The 17,003-nt window shown below is 46.9% G+C and carries 13 protein-coding genes; 4 read left to right on the top strand and 9 right to left on the bottom strand.

All coding sequences use genetic code 11. From position 1 onward, the window contains the following. Positions 1–13: 13 nt before the first annotated feature. The 4 genes from EZE20_RS14425 to EZE20_RS14440 form a co-directional block, all read right to left on the bottom strand. Positions 14–316: a nucleotidyltransferase domain-containing protein gene (locus tag EZE20_RS14425; RefSeq protein WP_132118841.1), complete on the bottom strand. Its 303-nt coding sequence runs from the start codon at positions 314–316 to the stop codon at positions 14–16. Positions 317–357: 41 nt separating this feature from the next. Further along, positions 358–1,050 carry a head GIN domain-containing protein gene (locus tag EZE20_RS14430; RefSeq protein ID WP_132118843.1) on the bottom strand — a complete coding sequence of 231 codons (693 nt, stop codon included), beginning with the start codon at positions 1,048–1,050 and terminating at the stop codon, positions 358–360. A 92-nt stretch (positions 1,051–1,142) separates the two neighbouring features. After that, positions 1,143–3,674 (bottom strand): PspC domain-containing protein, encoded by a 2,532-nt coding sequence (locus tag EZE20_RS14435; RefSeq protein ID WP_132118845.1) that lies wholly within the window; start codon positions 3,672–3,674, stop codon positions 1,143–1,145. A gap of 33 nt (positions 3,675–3,707) precedes the next feature. Then, positions 3,708–4,067, bottom strand: a complete 360-nt coding sequence (locus EZE20_RS14440; RefSeq protein ID WP_132118847.1) for a PadR family transcriptional regulator — start codon at positions 4,065–4,067, stop codon at positions 3,708–3,710. 262 nt (positions 4,068–4,329) lie between these two features. On the opposite strand from EZE20_RS14440, the gene EZE20_RS14445 reads away from it, so the two are divergent. From EZE20_RS14445 to EZE20_RS14455, 3 genes are all read left to right on the top strand, one after another. Next, positions 4,330–4,848, top strand: coding sequence for a dihydrofolate reductase (locus EZE20_RS14445; protein WP_132118849.1), 519 nt, complete (start codon positions 4,330–4,332; stop codon positions 4,846–4,848). 62 nt (positions 4,849–4,910) lie between these two features. After that, positions 4,911–8,822, top strand: coding sequence for a putative type IX secretion system sortase PorU2 (porU2, locus tag EZE20_RS14450; protein ID WP_132118851.1), 3,912 nt, complete (start codon positions 4,911–4,913; stop codon positions 8,820–8,822). 2 nt (positions 8,823–8,824) lie between these two features. Then, positions 8,825–10,000, top strand: a complete 1,176-nt coding sequence (locus EZE20_RS14455; protein WP_132118853.1) for a hypothetical protein — start codon at positions 8,825–8,827, stop codon at positions 9,998–10,000. On the opposite strand, the gene EZE20_RS14460 is transcribed toward EZE20_RS14455, so the two are convergent. The 3 genes from EZE20_RS14460 to EZE20_RS14470 form a co-directional block, all read right to left on the bottom strand. Then, entirely contained in the window at positions 9,974–10,642 is a 669-nt protein-coding gene (locus tag EZE20_RS14460) for a thiamine diphosphokinase (RefSeq protein WP_132118855.1), read from the bottom strand. The two genes, EZE20_RS14455 and EZE20_RS14460, sit on opposite strands and share 27 nt — an antisense overlap. Next, a complete protein-coding gene (gene mazG, locus EZE20_RS14465) occupies positions 10,643–11,458 on the bottom strand; it encodes a nucleoside triphosphate pyrophosphohydrolase (protein ID WP_132118857.1) in 816 nt (271 codons plus the stop codon). Between the two features lie 119 nt (positions 11,459–11,577). Then, on the bottom strand, positions 11,578–12,681 hold the full coding sequence (locus tag EZE20_RS14470; RefSeq protein WP_132118859.1) for a hypothetical protein: 1,104 nt from the start codon (positions 12,679–12,681) through the stop codon (positions 11,578–11,580). A gap of 75 nt (positions 12,682–12,756) precedes the next feature. Between EZE20_RS14470 and EZE20_RS14475 the strand changes: the two genes are divergently transcribed. Further along, complete coding sequence (locus tag EZE20_RS14475; RefSeq protein WP_132118861.1) at positions 12,757–13,476, top strand: hypothetical protein; 720 nt, start codon at positions 12,757–12,759, stop codon at positions 13,474–13,476. Between the two features lie 54 nt (positions 13,477–13,530). Here the strand turns inward: EZE20_RS14475 and EZE20_RS14480 are convergent, their stop codons facing one another. Continuing rightward, positions 13,531–14,778 carry a cation:proton antiporter gene (locus EZE20_RS14480; RefSeq protein WP_132118863.1) on the bottom strand — a complete coding sequence of 416 codons (1,248 nt, stop codon included), beginning with the start codon at positions 14,776–14,778 and terminating at the stop codon, positions 13,531–13,533. 275 nt (positions 14,779–15,053) lie between these two features. Further along, the gene (locus EZE20_RS14485; protein ID WP_132118865.1) at positions 15,054–16,850 is read right to left on the bottom strand and encodes an acyl-CoA dehydrogenase; all 1,797 of its coding nucleotides are present in this window, start codon (positions 16,848–16,850) and stop codon (positions 15,054–15,056) included. Positions 16,851–17,003: the final 153 nt, after the last annotated feature.

Consider the following 17,003-nt stretch of genomic DNA (forward strand, 5'->3'; position numbering starts at 1 on the left):
CAGGTGAGAAATATCAGGGAATTTCGATCCCGTATTTTCGTACTTCTCCCAGAAAAACAGCGTCATCAAATTCTCTTTCAATCAGAATAGGTTCGATACGATCGTCAATCTGTTTTCTTAATTTCCACAACAAAGGACTCACTGAAAAATAGTCGCCTTCGATGCATTTTACAACCACCGCAACGTCAATATCACTATCGGCAGCCTGTGTATTGGAGGCATACGGGCCAAACAGATAGACCTGTTCGAGGTGGAAATGGCTTTCAAGTAATTGCTTATAAGCTTTTACTTTGGCAATAGCTTCGTTTCTATCCATAGTAATACAGGCGGGTTACACGGATGGAACACCTGATTTTATTAATTAGCGCGTCGGATAGAACTAGCCCCTGACGAACTGGAACGAACATCGCGCGCACTTCCAGCATAGCTAATCTTGCTGGCACCACTTGCGTCGGCAGTCAGGGTAGAATTGGCCACCACCGAAGCACTGCTCGCACCGGAAGCTTCCAGATTAGCTTCTTTTACCGGAAAGTCCTTGCCGTTAAACTGCGACGCACCAGACAGATCGCCATTCAGAATGTCCGCTTTGCCAATCAACATGAGCTTTGAAGCACCGGACAAGTCTACGGTAACTTTGGATGCTGAAAAGTTCATTTCTACCTTGGAAGCACCGGAAACCTCTATGGCCATGGCCCTGCCGCCTTCAAAGCCATTGACACGCACGATGGAAGCTCCCGAAAAATCGACACCATCCAAAGCGGGCATTGTGATTGTTACATCCACGCGTTCGCGATTTTTCTTCCAGCCGTTATTCTTATAGCCCAATTGAAAAACTCCCCGACTTACGCTGTGTTCCAGGTCGTTCAGGTCTTCGCTTCTGCCCGCTACCGTTACTTTGTACGAACTTCCTTTTTTTACATCCACCCGAAAAGCACTTCCCATGGAAAGTTTGGAAAAATCAGATACTTTGAGCGTGCGGGTAGTGGTTTGGGCCCAGGCAAAGGCAGTGGCCGACAGCCAGATCAGGGTAAGAGCAAGTAGTTTTTTCATGGTCTTTTAGTTGTAATTTCAGGTTTATGACAAATCAATTGGTTTGGCAAAAGATGCAGCTTCCCTGTAAAAAGTTGCACGTACTCTTTTTTTTATTGTTCGGTATCGATCCGGCTTGCACCTGTCGTCATTTTCCGAATCGACCGCACTTTCCCCAAAACCGCCCGACTCGCGCCTGTTGCATCTACATCGGCTTCGTCAATTGTCATGGCTTTGGCATTCAATTCACAAGCACCGGTGAGGGCAAAATCGGCGGTACGCGCGCTGCCTCGCAGCCTCGCACTCGACGCGCCCGTAAGGCTGAGATCCAGTTGGTTCGTCTTTACATCAATCTCAGATATTGTAGCGCCCGATAGATCTACATCCAGACGATCCAAACTCTCAAAACCCGAAATGCGGGATTGAGTGGCACCCGATAGCTGAACTCCACGAAGTGTTGGCATCGTGATAACCAACCCGATTCTCTTGGAGCGATCTTTGAAGAAATTAAATTCTCCGGGTTTTTCTACGTGGAGCGTTCCATTTTTGACATAGACTTCCAGGCTTTCCACGTCTTCTCGTTTGCCATCCGCTGCTACCGAAAAGTCATTTCCCTTGCGGATTTCGATGGCATAGGCGCCGCCAACTTCTATTCGTTGAAAATTATTGGCCGAAAATTGCCTTACATGTTCTCCACGCTCTCCCAGATTCAGGCTTCCAATTTCATTGTTCTCGCTTTCTTCGTAACTATCATCTTCTTCACTTTCCGTGTTTTCTTCCAGTGATTTCAAATATTTGGCGGGCATATTGAGGCACACAAGCCCTGAGTCAGCTTTGATTGCCCAGCGGAGTTGCCGCCAGTCAGTTCCCTCCTGATCGTCAAACATTTCGCGGTATTTATCGCGGGTACGCCAATCGGTAAACTTTCCATAAAAGAACTCCGGAGAAATAATGAATGGTCGATCATACGGCATCAGCAATCGCATATTTACCCGCTGATTACGGAAACGTCCGTCAGAATTCAACGTTGGTTCTTCATCAAACCGGATCACCGAATCTTTCTGAACAACCCGGTAGGTCATATCCATGGCGTTGCTGCGTGCATCCTGTGTAGAGCTACCGCGAGAAGTAATTTCACGCTCAATCTTGATACTGTCGCCGGTATATCCTTCAATCACCATGCGGATATTCCAGTCAAAATCATTGCTTTCGTCGTTGTCGTATTCATCCAGAATTGGCGTTCCGATCCAGGGAAAAAGATCTACCTGCTGAATTTCGCCTCGTTTAGAGAATTTTTGCTGATACACACCACCAGAAATAGCCGCCCCGATAATGCCTACCACCCAAAGGCCCGCCAACGTCAGCCAAAGAGTTCCGCTTGCCACACGGCGATTGGCGATGAGCGTGAGACCGAGTAATAGAATTACGATAAAGGGAATTGTTACCAACAGGACAATAGACAAGATGAGCGTGGAAGGCGCTTCCTGCAAAAGCAAGAGGGGAGGAATTTCTCCAAAAGGAAGCATATTCCGCATACCTAGCCCTACTCCTCCACCAATCAAAATTCCGAGCAGAGAAGCCACCGCCGAGGCAATCAGCAGCGCACCGATTATAACCCGTAAAATAGGTCCTATCCCTTTAAGCAATTTCCCTAATCCACTGATTATAATGGCAATGGCACGAAAAGGAAATAGCAACAATCGGGTTAAAGGAGGTTCGCCGCTGGCGGTTTCTTCCAGATTAAGACCCCGTTTAATATTTGATTCAATGTTGGTGAGTGTAATAGGCTCGCCCTGCATTTCCATTTTTTCGGTCAGGGTATTTGCCGCTGGCGCAATAATCCACAAGATGATATAAATCAGAAAACCGGTTCCGAAAAAGAAGATAGAAAGTACCCACAGAAACCGCACCACGCCTACATCTACTCCAAAGTAAGAAGCCACACCGGCCGCCACACCACCCACAACTTTGCGGTCGGGATCGCGGAAAAATTTCTTGATGCTTTTGTCTTCTTCCAGCGTAACCGAACCCGGAAACGCCACCCACATGGCAATGTACAGGATAACCACTATGCCGCTGAGCGGTCCGAAAACATCCTCGGCATCAAAAATACCACTGCTGGCTGGCAGGCCAATGACAAAAAACAAGAATAACAACCGAACCCACAGAGGATCAATGGTGAAATAGTGCGCAAGCCCCGAAGCCACACCACCAATCAGCTTACGCTGCATGTCGCGGAAGAGCCGCCGTGGATTGGGAGTAGCTGTTTTCTTTTCCGAAGCAGGATCAAATGAAGATACTGGTGGCTGATACCCGGTAGAGCTGCTTCCCGGCGTAGCGGCCTGAAGCGGCTCGGTCAGTAAATCTTCGGCCTGCTCAATGGCTTCAAAGTCAGCCACCGTACCCATAGCTGCGATGAGCTCTTCAACATCTTCCAGGGAAATAGCCTGCTTGTTATCAGCTTTTTGACGCGCCAGAAAACGCTCGGCAATACGTCCTTCTATGTCAGACAGGATTTCTTTGCTATCGGCAAAGGACGAAAAATAGCGTTGAATAGAGCCTAAATAACTTTTAAGCTTTTCGTATCCATCTTCCTCAATATGAAAAATGATACCGCCTATATTGATACTAATAGTTTTTTTCATGGTGATTTTTACTGAATGTCAGGGTGAACAGGATCAGGACGTTTTTTGAGTCTGAATGGCGTCATTGGTCTTTCGAATAATCGTTTGCACGGAGTCGGCCAAATCCAGCCATGTTTCCTGCATTGCCGTTAAAAACTGCTTTCCATCATCGGTAAGCACGTAGTATTTACGCGGCGGTCCCGACGAGGATTCCACCCACTTGTAATCCAAAAGTCCGGCGTTTTTGAGCCGGGTCAGCAGCGGGTATAGGGTTCCTTCCACCACCATGATCCGGGCTGAGGTCAGCTCGTCCAACATGTCGGAAGCGTACACCTCTCCGCGCGAGATGACGTGCAGAATGCAGAATTCCAAAATCCCTTTCCGCATTTGCACTTGGGCGTTCTCGATGTTCATATGTGTTTCATGAGTTTGAGGGTGCTTGCGCACGGGTTAATCCAAAATGATCATTTTAATTTTTTTCATGGCTAATTAGATGTCGGTTTTAGAAGAGCTATACTGCAAAATAATTCCCTCCTTCTTTCCGACTTTACAAAGGTATGCAAAGGTACTTTGCTATGCAAGGTACTTGGTTGAATTTGAGATTCCGTTATGATGAATGGTTGAAAAAAAGGGTTAGATGGTTAAATTTGTTGAGTTGAATTATTTCTACCTGATTATGGCCTTTTCCATTCCCCCTCCGGCGACCGTATCCATCATTGTAGCGATGAGCGAAAATCGCTGTATTGGACAAAACAACCACCTGCCGTGGCGGCTACCCGACGAATGGGCGTACTTTAAACAGGTGACCGACGGCGCCCCTTTTCTGATGGGTCGCCGGAGCTACGAATCACCCGATGGCCTGTATTCTTCCTACCGTAATGTGGTGCTAAGCAAGCGAAAATCATTAAAACTAACCGGCCCAACTGAACAGGCCCAAAGTCTGGATGAAGCGTTTGATCTGTTAGCAAACGAAAAAGAGATTTTTGTACTGGGCGGTGTAGCGGTTTTTGAAGAACTGCTCCCTCATGTACAAAAATTATATCTTTCCATTGTTCATACTGTCATTGAAGGAGATGTCTATTTTCCGGAAATAAACTGGGAAGACTGGCAGCTGACGCAGCATATTTTTCATGAAGCAGATGCGGAACATTCCTATGCTTTTTCGATGAATCAGTATGTTCGCAGGAAAAAATAATCCGTACATTTAAAACAATTCATTCCATTATTTTACAGGAATTTAAATAAATTCTCACTCCCATGCCCCTGGCCTTCCGTTTGTTTTTATGTTTTTTATTCGTTGGCTTTCAGGCTATTGCCCAGGCACCGTACGGAAACGAATGGATCAACCCGGAGCAAAACTACCTGCGGCTGGGCATCAGGCAGGAAGGCTGGTATCGGCTGGGAGTGGCGGATTTGCGCAAACATGGGTTCCATCCTGATTCCATTCCGGCGCATTCGCTGCAACTTTTTCGCCGGGGAAAGGAAGTGGCTATTCATGTGAAGGGCGAAGCCGACGGGCAATTGGATTCCGAAGATTTTATTGAGTTTTATGGCCAATCCAACGACGGGCAACCCGATTCTCTTCTATATGTAAATTCAGCGGCCATGCCGCATCCGCATTACAGTCTTTACTCTGATACCGCCGCCTATTTCCTGACCTGGCGAACTGATGCACTGCCCGGCCGAAGAATCACCACAACTGCGGTTTCTGCAACCGCTGAAAAAGCTTCCTTTCATACCGAAAAAGTACGGCAGATTTTTACGAGAGATTACCCCGCCGGTGCCATTTATCCCTACGGGGCGTGGTATGACGATGGCTACATTCTAACTCCCTACGACGTAGGCGAAGGCTGGACCGGCCCGGCACGAGGAACCAATCAATGGGAAACGCTTCGGCTGCAAACGGTCAATCCGCTGCGTGAGGCATTTGCTCAGGCCCGGGTTAAAATCCTGTTTGTTGGGCGCTTTGCAGGCGAACACCTCGTGGAGGTTTGGGTAGGAAATGCCACGAAACAAAGCCGGAAATTGGGCGAAATTTCGTGGAAAGATTACAATACAACTCTTTTTCAGGCTTCGCTTCAACCGCAGGATTTACTTGACGATGGTACGGTACAAATTTCTTTTGTCCCTCGAAAACCCGGCGAATCGGTGTCAGCTTCGTACGTTGCCTGGGAATATCCGCAGCAACTTTTGCTTCCTGAAAATACTTCTCAAAAACACTTTTATCCGACAGGAAGTGGAGATTTATCCTTTGAGAATATCTCTGAGGATGTGCGTTTTTTTGATGTGTCAAATCCTGAAAATCCACGGCAACTTTTGTACAATTCTACCTCAACTGGTATTCGCTTTTCTCCCCAAAATGATCGGGATATTTTGCTGGTTTCGCAGCCGCTTGCTGTTACAAATCTGCGGAAAGTTGAGTTTAAAACGGTTCTTGCTGCAAATTATAATTACCTCATCCTGACGCATCCGCTGATGCGAAAGCCCGTGGCTGGTAGCGCCGATCCCGTGGCCGATTATGCAGCCTACCGGGCAAGTACTGCCGGGGGAAATTTTTCTCCTTTGATTCTGAATGCTGACGAAGTAGCGGATCGATTTAACTACGGGGAGCCCGGACCGTTGGGAATCCGGCGCGCACTGCGTTGGCTGCATGAACAGGGAAAACTGGAATTTATGTTTATCATTGGCCGCTCACGGTCGCCTCAAATTGTACGCCCGCAAACCAACGCCCGCGAGGAAGACATGGTGCCAAGCGCTGGTTGGCCCGATTCGGACATTGCGCTGGGTATGAATCTTGACGCCGCTAACCCGAATGTACCGTTGGTTCCTATTGGTCGGTTGAATGCCTACACCTCCCAAAATGTCTGGGATTATTTCCAAAAGGTAAAACAGCATGAATCAGCGCCTTCGACGGCTCCCTGGCGCAAAAATATCCTGCACCTCAGCGGCGGGCGTTCGGTACCTGAGCTTAGTAATTTTAAAGGATTCGTGAATACCTATCAATCCAAAATCATTGCTTCCGGCCTGGCCCCCGCCGTACAGACAATCTCCAAACAAACCACCGATCCGGTGGAGAAGTTTGACATTGCGCCACTGGTTAATCAAGGGTTAGCCTTAGTCACACTTTTTGGGCATTCGAGCCTTACCGTCACTGACATTGACGTAGGTTTTGCTTCAAACGATGCCCTCGGCTATCGCAATCAGGGGCGCTATCCGGCGGTTATTGCCAATGGATGCGCCGTTGGGAATTTTTACTTTGGCCCTACTCCCCTAAGCACCGACTGGGTTTTGACGCCCAATCGGGGAGCTATTCTATTTCTGGCACACACCCACAATGGACTCGTGGGGCCGATGCACGCGTATAGTCAATGGATGTATGAAGTACTCGCTGATTCTGCTTTTACGAGCCTGCCTTTTGGAACCATCATGAAAGAAGCCGTGCGGCGCTACATGCGGTCACGAACTTTACTAACCGACCGCATCACGGTGCAGCAAATGAACCTTCAGGGCGATCCTGCGATTCGGATTTTTCCAGCTACCCGACCCGATTATCAGTGGGACGAACCCTCGTTGCGGATTTCAAATTTTAGAGGCACCGCACTCACGGCGCTGGACGATTCTCTGCGGGTGCAGGCAGTGGTGCAAAACAATGGCCGGTTTCGGCAACAGACCTATACTGTTCGCCTCCGTCGAAGTTTGGGCGATGCGCTTTTGGATGAAATTTTACTTCATCAACAACCTATTTACATTCGCGACACACTAAACTTTACCATACCAAACCTGAGCCGACAATCCGGAACCGAACTTTGGCAACTTTCGCTGGATCCTGAAAATGAGATTGATGAAGAGGACGAAAACAATAATGAAATTTCAATACCGGTAGAAATTGGTGAAGGCGGCGCCGTGCCGCTGCTGCCCGAAGACGGTGCGCGTATCGATCGCTCACCAATCCTTCTGGTAGCGCAAATTCCGGAAGAAAGACTGGGCGAAGAAGTGGTTTTTGAATGGGCAACGGAAGCTGATTTCCAAAAACTAATGGGTCAGGCGAGCTATACCACCAACGCCCGAATTGTCCGGCACACGCTCATCCTACCGGATTCTGCCCGGATTTTCTGGCGGGTTTTTATGAAAGGAGATTCTGCGCAACGCCTCCGCTCATTCCGCTTTGGCGACGATTTGGCCGCTACGCCGCAGCTTCCCGAAGGGATTGCGTATGCCACGCCAATCTCTCCCCTGGAACTAACCGAAGGAGCCCCGTTTGAAACACAGGTAACATTTGAAAATAGTAGTCAGGAAGCATTCAAAGATTCAATTCAAATACAAAGCCGGGAGTTTAGAGCGGGGCGCTGGCTAACAGACACCTTCGCAATTGCGCCTGTGGCCGGGCTGGGGAAAAGCTCATTCAAAATTAGCCGCGCTACCGCCGGATTTTCAGGGTTGCAGCAGATTTTTATCACCTTTAATACCACACAACTTCCCGAACAACTGTACTCAAATAACAGCATTGGTCTGCGCTACACGGTGCTCCCCGACCGTAGCCTGCCGGTGTTGGATGTAACAGTAGATGGCCGACGGCTGACCAATCGGGAGGCTATTTCGTCACAGGCTACGGTTCAGATTCGGTTAACAGATGCAAATCCTTTTGCACTTCCAACGGATGTTTCTGGTTTTAACGTACAAATTCTTCCGCTTTGTGCGGGCTGTGCGCTGGTAGAAATCGAACTTCAAAATGCACTTTTAACCCGACTTTCACCAACTACTATTCAGCTTGAAACCAATCTTCCTGCATTAGCCGCAGGTGACTATGAGTTGAATATAGAAGGAAAAGACGCCTTCGGCAACGCCGCTACCTATCAGATTCAATTCAGAATTGCGGACAAAAATCAGGTTATTGCCGTTATCGCATCGCCTAATCCTGTTACAAAATGGGTTACTTTCTCATTGAATCTGGAAGGCAAAAGTTCACCTTCCCGCTGGCATGTTCAGGTATATGATTCAAATGGAAAAAGCATTGCCAACCTTTCAAAACCTGCGCATTTGGGGTTAAATGAACTCCTTTGGGAACCTGCCGGCCTGGCCGCCGGTCTGTATTTTTACTCCCTGTTTCTGGAAGGCGCGGAGTGGCCAACGGCGGCCGTAGAACAAGGTAAAATTCTGGTATCTCATTGATTATGAAACTCCTGAATCAACAAAATCCGCTTCCATTAGTGGTTCTATGGCTGGTTCAGGTCAGTTTTGTGCTTTTTCTAACGGCTATTAATCCCAATCATTTCACCACAATTGACTCCGGATTTTACCTGCAATCGGCCTCCATGCTTTTGCAGGGAAAAGGATATACGTATCTAGATCAGGGACAACTGATTTGGAATGGAATCTTTCCGATGGGTTATTCGGCTGCTATTGCTGCGGTTTCGTGGCTGAGCGGGCTGCCAGTTCTGTGGGCGTCAAAGGCGGTCAATCTGCTGGCTTCGGGCACCTTTTTAGGACTTCTTTACCGTTGGTTTGGAACACGCCGGGCTGTTTTCTCCGGCCTGATTTTACTTTTGGGACCTTTTCTCAAACTGTGGGCGCATACCTGGTCGGAGCCTTTGTTTCTGGTTCTTTTGTTTGGCTGGGCCTATCTGTTTTTTAACCATCCGTCCCACTACTTACCCCTTTTTTTTCTGGGTTTGTCCTTGATTTTAGTGCGCTATGCGGGACTATTCATTATTTCGTTGAGTGGGCTGATGGCTATTCAGGATTTTCGTCAAATGCGCGTAAACGTTGGTAAAATTCGCCTGGGTTTGACGCTCATATGGTTGGTTTTTTTTGGGAGTTATTTAGTATTAAATTTTCAGAAAAGTGGTTTGTGGTTTGGTGGTGAGCGATTTAGTGGCGATGTCCCGCTAAGCGATACATTCCTGCTTTTTGGAAAAGGCCTGCTCAACGAACTTTTGCTGGCACGTGATAGCGATTTCACTTCGCCTGATCTGCTTTTCTGGCTGGCACTACTTGCCCAAATCTTACTATTTTCTATTCTGATAAACCAATGGCGTGCAACGCATTTTTGGCCAAAACCACCGCAATTTGTAAGTATTCCGGCTTTTTTCTACCTCATTTTTTTGTTGATTCTGCGGTTAATCAGTCCTTTTGACGCACCCGGCTTCCGCTTACTTTCGCCACTTTCTTTTTTAGTTTATTGGGGAATTATGTTTAAACTGGAAAGTTTTAATTTTACAAAAACCAGCAGCTGGGCAGCAATTGGTTTACTCCTTTTATCCTGGCTACATATTCTCCCCCAAACTAACCTGAATACCAAACTCGCCGCCGGAGCTGCGCTATTAAGGCAAATCCTGGCATTCCATTAGCAGCAAATCGCCCTTTTGAACGCGAATATGCACAAACCCATCTTTATCGGCCTCGTTGCTGTTTCCCGACCGGTAGCCCAACGTCAGACTTTCGCTGGAAAGATTATATTTTAAACCTGTTGTAGTAATTCCCTGCACCTCTCCCACCGGAATAAGCGAAAGAGGCGTGCCGGCAGTATACCACTTTTCAAAAGTATCCGTAATCGGAAAAATTCGGGAATAATCGTCAAACATAACCAACCGAATGCGGTGCTTGTAACGAACCAAATTGGTCATATTCGTGATCGAATGGTCGGCGCGGCGACCGGTGGCCCACACAATGTTGGCAGCCGGAAAGCCCCGCTCAATCAGGAAATCAATTCCTTTTTCCAGATCCGTTTTATCCTGATCGGGCGTATGAATAATTTCCAGCGGATGCTGCCGCTCACGTACGTATTCAAAATCCTGCGTTTGGTCAAAATCACCCAGCCAGGCGTCTACTTTTATTCCCAAATCCAGCACTCGGTGCATGGCATGGTCTAGCACTACCACGTACGGACTCCATTCCAGCAGTTGTCCCAGCAGCTCTTCCGAACAGGCTTCTCCGTTGGCAATGATCAGGGCCGGTTCCTGTTTTTCTCTGACAATATGATGCGACGACATTCAGGCTTCTGTTTTGGCGCGGTTCCAGTAATGATCCATTTCGGGCAGCGTCATATCCGACAGGTTTTTGCCATCTGCCAACGCGTGTTCTTCCATAAACTGAAAGCGTTTGATAAATTTTTTATTCGTTCTTTCCAGCGCCGTTTCGGGGTTCAGGTTTACGAAGCGGGCATAATTTACCAACGAAAACAGCAGGTCGCCAAACTCAGCTTCGGCTTCTTTGGCATCCAGCACTTCTCCATTTTCGAGATCGATGTGCGCTTTAAACTCCTGCATTTCTTCCTCTACTTTTTCCCAAACCTGCCGTTTTTCGTCCCAGTCAAATCCTGCCCCACGAGCTTTTTCCTGAATTCGCATGGCTTTTACCAGGGCCGGTAATGATTGCGGCACGCCTGAAAATACAGAGCGATTTCCTTCTTTAAGTTTAAGTTGCTCCCAATTCTGCTTGACCTGTTCTTCGGTTTCGGCCACTACATTTCCATAAATATGCGGATGACGGGAAATCAATTTTTCACAAATTCCATGCAGTACATCAGCCATATCGAAATGGTTGGTTTCTGATCCGATTTTTGCATAAAAAACCATGTGCAGCATCAAATCGCCAATCTCTTTCCGAATTTCGGGCAGATCATTTTCCAGAATCGCATCCGATAGTTCATAGGTTTCTTCAATGGTCAAATGCCGCAGACTTTCCAGCGTTTGTTTCCGATCCCACGGACATTTCTCGCGAAGATCGTCCATGATTGTCAGCAGGCGCTCAAAAGCCATCAGTTGTTCCTGACGGCGAGGGGTTAATTGATTAAATTGTTTTTCCATACGATAAAATAAAGCAGAGTTCACGCCCTGCATGTGGTGCCAAAAAAACTACTGTTTGGGTAGAACATCCGGCATTTCAAAGGTACTAAAATCCAGCTGAGTACTGGAAAATCAGCCAATCAGGCCGTTATTTTCGCCGGAAATACCTGACTTTTTTCATAAAGTACTTCGTATTCAAGCAATAAAACCCAGGCATGGGCCGGGCACGTCCAGTACATGTGGAAAAGACGATTGGATGCCAACCGATAGAGCAGCGGATGTTCATAAGCGGTAAGCAAACCGGCAATAAAGAAATAAAAGCCTTTGAAGGTCTCTTCCGTAAAAGTAGATACATCTATTTTTGGCGCCATTTCGCCCAGCCGCAGCAGCGAACTTGCCAGCAGTATTCTGCACATCACGTGCGGTTCGGTTTGTAGCAACGCACGGCAATCTGCGATCAATCTTGACTTGACAGGCTGCAATTCAGGGGGATCAAAAGCAGCCATAAGTCGGGCCACGTGGTAGATGATCAGCGCCGTGTGCGGGTACTGATGCGCACAGCGAAACGGTTCCCGCAAGTAACGCCTGGTTTCGACCACCGACCGAATGTACGTCAGGCTGTCTTGGTCATGGTCATTGAGGGGAAGTTTACGCTCAAAAATCAGGTAGAGCATATTGCTCAGTACACAGGCATCGAACTCTATGTACATGTTTTTGCCAAACCAGGTGGAGTACGCGCGCAGGGGTTTATATTCCGGATAGGTATTGCGTATCCACTGCCTGTGGCCGTTGGCGTGTTGAGTCAATTTTTGTTTAAGCCAAAGCAGTTCATCCCCGGACGGTGCCGTCGTCAGGTACACAAAAGCGGTATCGTCCAGGTCGTCGGGAATACGAAAATGTTCAAAATGCCGGAACAGATAGCCATTCGGAAAGTGTCGTGAGGGCTTGGTTTTCCAAAAATTATAGGTTTTTAAACCGTCTTTGTTTTTAAAATCTTCGTAGTTGGGCGTCACCTTGTCCACAACCTTTCGAATTCTTTCCTGATAAACTTCTGGTAAATCGTGGAAAATTTTCTGTAAGGTAAAGCAGATAATTGTAGAAAAAAACAGCGTGGTATCCGGACGAGAGTAACCGATCAAATCATTGGAACGATGGGCAGGAAAAAGCCCCGCCGGAAAAATGGCTGTTCCTGCCGACTGCTCATTTTCAATCTTACGAATAAAAAAGTCTATCAAACTACTCATATTCAGTTATTTATAAAATTGGCACAGAAATTGTTTAAAACTAAATAACTCTGAACCCATTTATGTATTTCTGCTATGAAACGACTACTACTTCTGTTTGGAATTGCGGCAATCTTTACCGGAAAAGCCAGTGCGCAACAATCGTTTATTTTATCAAGAATTGACCATAGAGGCTTTATAAATGTAACGGCAGGTAACAGTATGCCTACATTTTCGGTCTTTGGTAAAAACTCTCAAAACCTCATGGGCAATGGTCAGTCAGCGCAGGCTTCGATGGGTTATCGGTTTGGGCGACTACTCGGCATTGCCGGTTCGTATTCGTACAAGACCAATACCATTCGTAAGGATGTCATGATTCATTCGCTCGCCAACGATCTCGAATCTACCTGGAATGCACAAGCCACCAACTGTACCTTTCAAAGCCTGATGGTGGGACCTCTGCTCAGCGTACCTGCCGGACGATTCATCTTTGATTTCCAACTTTCAGGTGGACTGGCGCAGGCCAAAAGTTCGCACATGGAAATGAATACCGAGTATCAGCAAATACCGCTAACTTTCACAACGCCTTCCAAAACCACCCGCGCTTTGGCGGCAGGAGCTGGTTTTACGGCCCGTTTCAAACTCAACCGTTGGCTGGCGCTTCAGGCCACGGCGCAGTACATCACGGCAGATCTGAAATATGACAATCTTGTTCAGGAAATTCAGGTTGGTTCGCAGCTTTCTACCGAAATCCTGCCGTCCAGCCAACCAACCGGATTGCTGACGCTAGGTGGTGGATTTAGCTTTTTGTTTTAGGGTAAAAGTTTTACATTTTTCCCCTAAAACAAACATAAAACGCCTTTCTCTGGCTCACAACCCATATTTAACTTTGATCTGCTTGACAATTGGCCCAAGGGTAAGCCCCTGAATAAGAATTGAAAATATCACAACGGAATACGTAATTGATAATATTATTCCACGGTCCATAGCCAACGGTAGCGACAGCGCCAACGCGATGGAAATTCCTCCGCGCAGCCCACCCCAGGTCATAATAAGCGGCGTGCGAGGCATAAAATTTACGGATCGGCGCAAGAACAAAATTGGCAAATAAACCGACACGAAGCGGGCTGCCAAACCAATGACAATGCCAACAAGGCCTGCAATCCAGTAATTTTCCAAAAAAGGAATAATGACCATTTCCAGGCCAATCAAAACAAACAAAAGCGCATTGAGCGATTCGTCCACGAGCTCCCAAAATTTATCCAGATACTCGACCGTTTCGCTGGACATAGCCTCTGCCCGTCCTCGGTTTCCTATAAAAAGTCCGGCTACTACAACCGCTAATGGCCCCGAAAAATGAAGAGCCGAAGCAAGGGAGTAACCGCCCATTACAAGTGCCAGCGAGAGCAGTACTTCCGTTTGGTAATGGTCAATGGAACGCATCAGCAGATAGGTGATATACCCCAGGCCAAAACCCAGGACAATTCCGCCACCTACTTCTTCGCCAAATAGTAAAGCCACTTCGGCGGGAGTTACCTCCGTTGGGCCTAAGGTGGCAATTTGCAGGATTGTGAGAAAAATGACAACACCCACACCGTCATTAAACAGCGACTCGCCGGTTACTACAATTTCGAGTTTTTTAGGAATTTTAGCTTCTTTCAAAATCCCGAGAACGGCAATAGGATCCGTGGGCGAAAGCAGTGCTCCGAGCAGCAGACAATGAATGAATGGCAATTGAAAACCTAAAATGGGCAGAATATAAAAAAAGAGCCCGCCCATCAAAAACGTTGATATCAGAACTCCCAACGTAGCAAAGCTTAGGATACTCCACTTTTGCTCCCGCATCAGGTCCATGTCGGTATGCAGGGCACCTGCAAAAAGCAGAAAACTCAGCAGGACTTCCAGCAGTACCTGCGGGAAATCTATATTACTGATTAACAGCGTAACTTCTTCAAGGACAAAGGTATTAAACTGCCCCACAATCATAATCAGAATTGAACTGATGAGCGCGATCAGCATGAGGCCGATGGTGGTTGGGAGTTTTAAAAACCTAAAATTGACATAGGCAAACAAGGCGCAAATGGTGGTCAGAATGGCAATTATGGTAAATAGATCCATCAGTAAACGAGGTTTTGCTTGACGTATTTTTTCTTTTTAAACAGACCAAATATAGGGCATTTATCTTGGGCAACTTTCTTTTAATTCCTGAATTGTTTATTGATTGCGGGCAGATCAGGCTATCAGAATTTCTGACAAAAAATAAATATTCAGGTTTTACACAAAAATAAAACCCCGCCAAAAGCGGGGTCTATTTTTCTTATCAATGGTTTTAGTTGTTGTTGTTGAGAAAACCTGTATATAGTTTAGGTTAAGAAAATACGTGATTTATCAAATTAAAGAATGACTTCTTTTCCAGTTTCCAGCGTCAGCACTTCGGTATCTAATAACCTCGTAGCGAGCCCTTTGGTTTTGGGAACTTCGTAATGAAAATAAAATTTCATGGTGTGCAGTTTGCTTTCGTAAAAAGCGTCTTCGGTATCTCCCAGCGTAAGCTGCGCTTTTTTGGCTGCAATTCCCTGTTTTAGCCACTGCCAGGCTACCGTCACAATCCCGAACATTTCCATGTAAAGTGTGGCATCCATCAAAAACCGCTCGATGTTGCCCTGCATAGCAAAAGGCAGCAGAGAAGCCGTTACTTCCTGAATCCGTCCGGTTTCTTTTCTTAGACGTTCAGCATAGGGTTTCAGTTCATCATAAGTTTGGGCTTCTTCGAGCGTTTTGGCAATTTCTGCAAACAGCAGTCGAGGTGCTTTCCCATTCTTTATGGTCATTTTTCGTCCCAGCAAATCCTGTGATTGAATTCCCGTAGTTCCTTCATAAATAGGGGTAATCCGAATATCGCGGTACATTTGTTCCAGCGGAAAATCTTCTGTAAATCCATAGCCGCCCAGAACCTGCAAGCCCTCACTTACAGCGCGCACGCCCATTTCGGTTGGGAAAGTTTTGGCTACGGGCGTCAGTAAATCAAGCAGAAGTTCATAGTTTTCTTTTTCTTCTCCTTCCGTAACGTGTACCAAATCCGACAAACGGGCGCATTCCATCAGCAGAGAAAGTGAACCTTCTACTACTGCCTTTTGAAACAGAAGCATCCGCTTCACATCCGGGTGATTGATGATCATCGTTTGCGGGCTATCCAGCAGATTTTTTTCATTGAGCCGACGGCTCTGAGGACGTTCTTTGGCATATTCCAGCGAAGCATAATAAGCCGCTGAGGCGATAGCCGCCCCTGTCATACCAACTCCGATCCGGGCTTCATTCATCATCTGAAACATGTAGTTCAGCCCACGGTTGGGTTCTCCCACGAGCCATCCGTAGCAGTTATCTTCCTCACCCATTGTGAGGTGCATCGCCGGTGTGCCTCGTTGCCCGAGTTTATGATAAATCCCGGTAGAAGCCACGTCGTTATCTACAAAAGTGCCGTCGTCCGTTAGTCGCGATTTTGGCACCACAAACAACGAAATGCCTTTGGTTCCTTTGGGTGCTCCCTTGATTCGCGCCAGCATCAGGTGCACGACGTTATCCACGGCATCGTGGTCACCCGCCGAAATAAACACCTTTTGACCCTTTATCAGGTACGATCCATTTTCAAGTGGCTCGGCAGAGGTCGTGATGTCCGACAGTGAGCTTCCTGCCTGCGGTTCGGTCAGAGCCATGGTACCTTGCCATTTCCCGCTCAATAAATGGGGTACATAGGTAGAAATGAGGTTTTCGGAGCCAAAGGTAGTAATCAGATTAGCCGCGCCCGACGTCAGGCCGATGTACATCATGCCGTTATTGGCTGCCATTTTTATAAAGCCCATGCACGAACCAATCAGTTCGGGTAATTGCTGCCCTCCCTGTTCAAACGGGAAACTTGCGCCAATAAGCCCGGCATCGCCCACGGCCGTAAGAAATTCTTTTATTTTTGGATGAACCGTTACTTTTCCGGCCTTCAATTCCGGCTGATTTCGGTCCACATCACGATAATACGGATACATGAGCGTGTCAGCAATATGCGTAGCTGAGTCCAGCACCATGTCAAAAGTCTCGCGATCATGCGCCTCAAAGTAAGGATATTTTGTTAGCTCGGTAGCATGAAATACTTCGTATAATAGAAAGTCAAGATTTCGTCTGCTGAAATAGGTTGCCATGAATTTATAGGAGCTAAATTATAAGGTCTATTTTAATAGGTATGCAAGCATACTATTAGTCAAATATACAATTCCTTTTTAAAATATCTGCGTTTTGTACTATTTTTTGAAAAAAATTGAGAATATCCTTCTTTTCAGGCGTTTTACCTTCAC

Origin of the sequence: Arundinibacter roseus, from assembly GCF_004348825.1 — a bacterium.
GTDB lineage: Bacteria > Bacteroidota > Bacteroidia > Cytophagales > Spirosomataceae > Arundinibacter > Arundinibacter roseus.

Coding starts and splice junctions, on each gene's coding strand:
- EZE20_RS14435 (WP_132118845.1), bottom strand. CDS start 3,674: ATGAAAAAAACTATTAGTATCAATATAGGCGGTATCATTTTTCATATT.
- EZE20_RS14470 (WP_132118859.1), bottom strand. CDS start 12,681: ATGAGTAGTTTGATAGACTTTTTTATTCGTAAGATTGAAAATGAGCAG.
- EZE20_RS14485 (WP_132118865.1), bottom strand. CDS start 16,850: ATGGCAACCTATTTCAGCAGACGAAATCTTGACTTTCTATTATACGAA.
- porU2 (WP_132118851.1), top strand. CDS start 4,911: ATGCCCCTGGCCTTCCGTTTGTTTTTATGTTTTTTATTCGTTGGCTTT.
- EZE20_RS14425 (WP_132118841.1), bottom strand. CDS start 316: ATGGATAGAAACGAAGCTATTGCCAAAGTAAAAGCTTATAAGCAATTA.
- EZE20_RS14460 (WP_132118855.1), bottom strand. CDS start 10,642: ATGTCGTCGCATCATATTGTCAGAGAAAAACAGGAACCGGCCCTGATC.
- mazG (WP_132118857.1), bottom strand. CDS start 11,458: ATGGAAAAACAATTTAATCAATTAACCCCTCGCCGTCAGGAACAACTG.
- EZE20_RS14455 (WP_132118853.1), top strand. CDS start 8,825: ATGAAACTCCTGAATCAACAAAATCCGCTTCCATTAGTGGTTCTATGG.
- EZE20_RS14475 (WP_132118861.1), top strand. CDS start 12,757: ATGAAACGACTACTACTTCTGTTTGGAATTGCGGCAATCTTTACCGGA.
- EZE20_RS14480 (WP_132118863.1), bottom strand. CDS start 14,778: ATGGATCTATTTACCATAATTGCCATTCTGACCACCATTTGCGCCTTG.
- EZE20_RS14445 (WP_132118849.1), top strand. CDS start 4,330: ATGGCCTTTTCCATTCCCCCTCCGGCGACCGTATCCATCATTGTAGCG.
- EZE20_RS14440 (WP_132118847.1), bottom strand. CDS start 4,067: ATGAACATCGAGAACGCCCAAGTGCAAATGCGGAAAGGGATTTTGGAA.
- EZE20_RS14430 (WP_132118843.1), bottom strand. CDS start 1,050: ATGAAAAAACTACTTGCTCTTACCCTGATCTGGCTGTCGGCCACTGCC.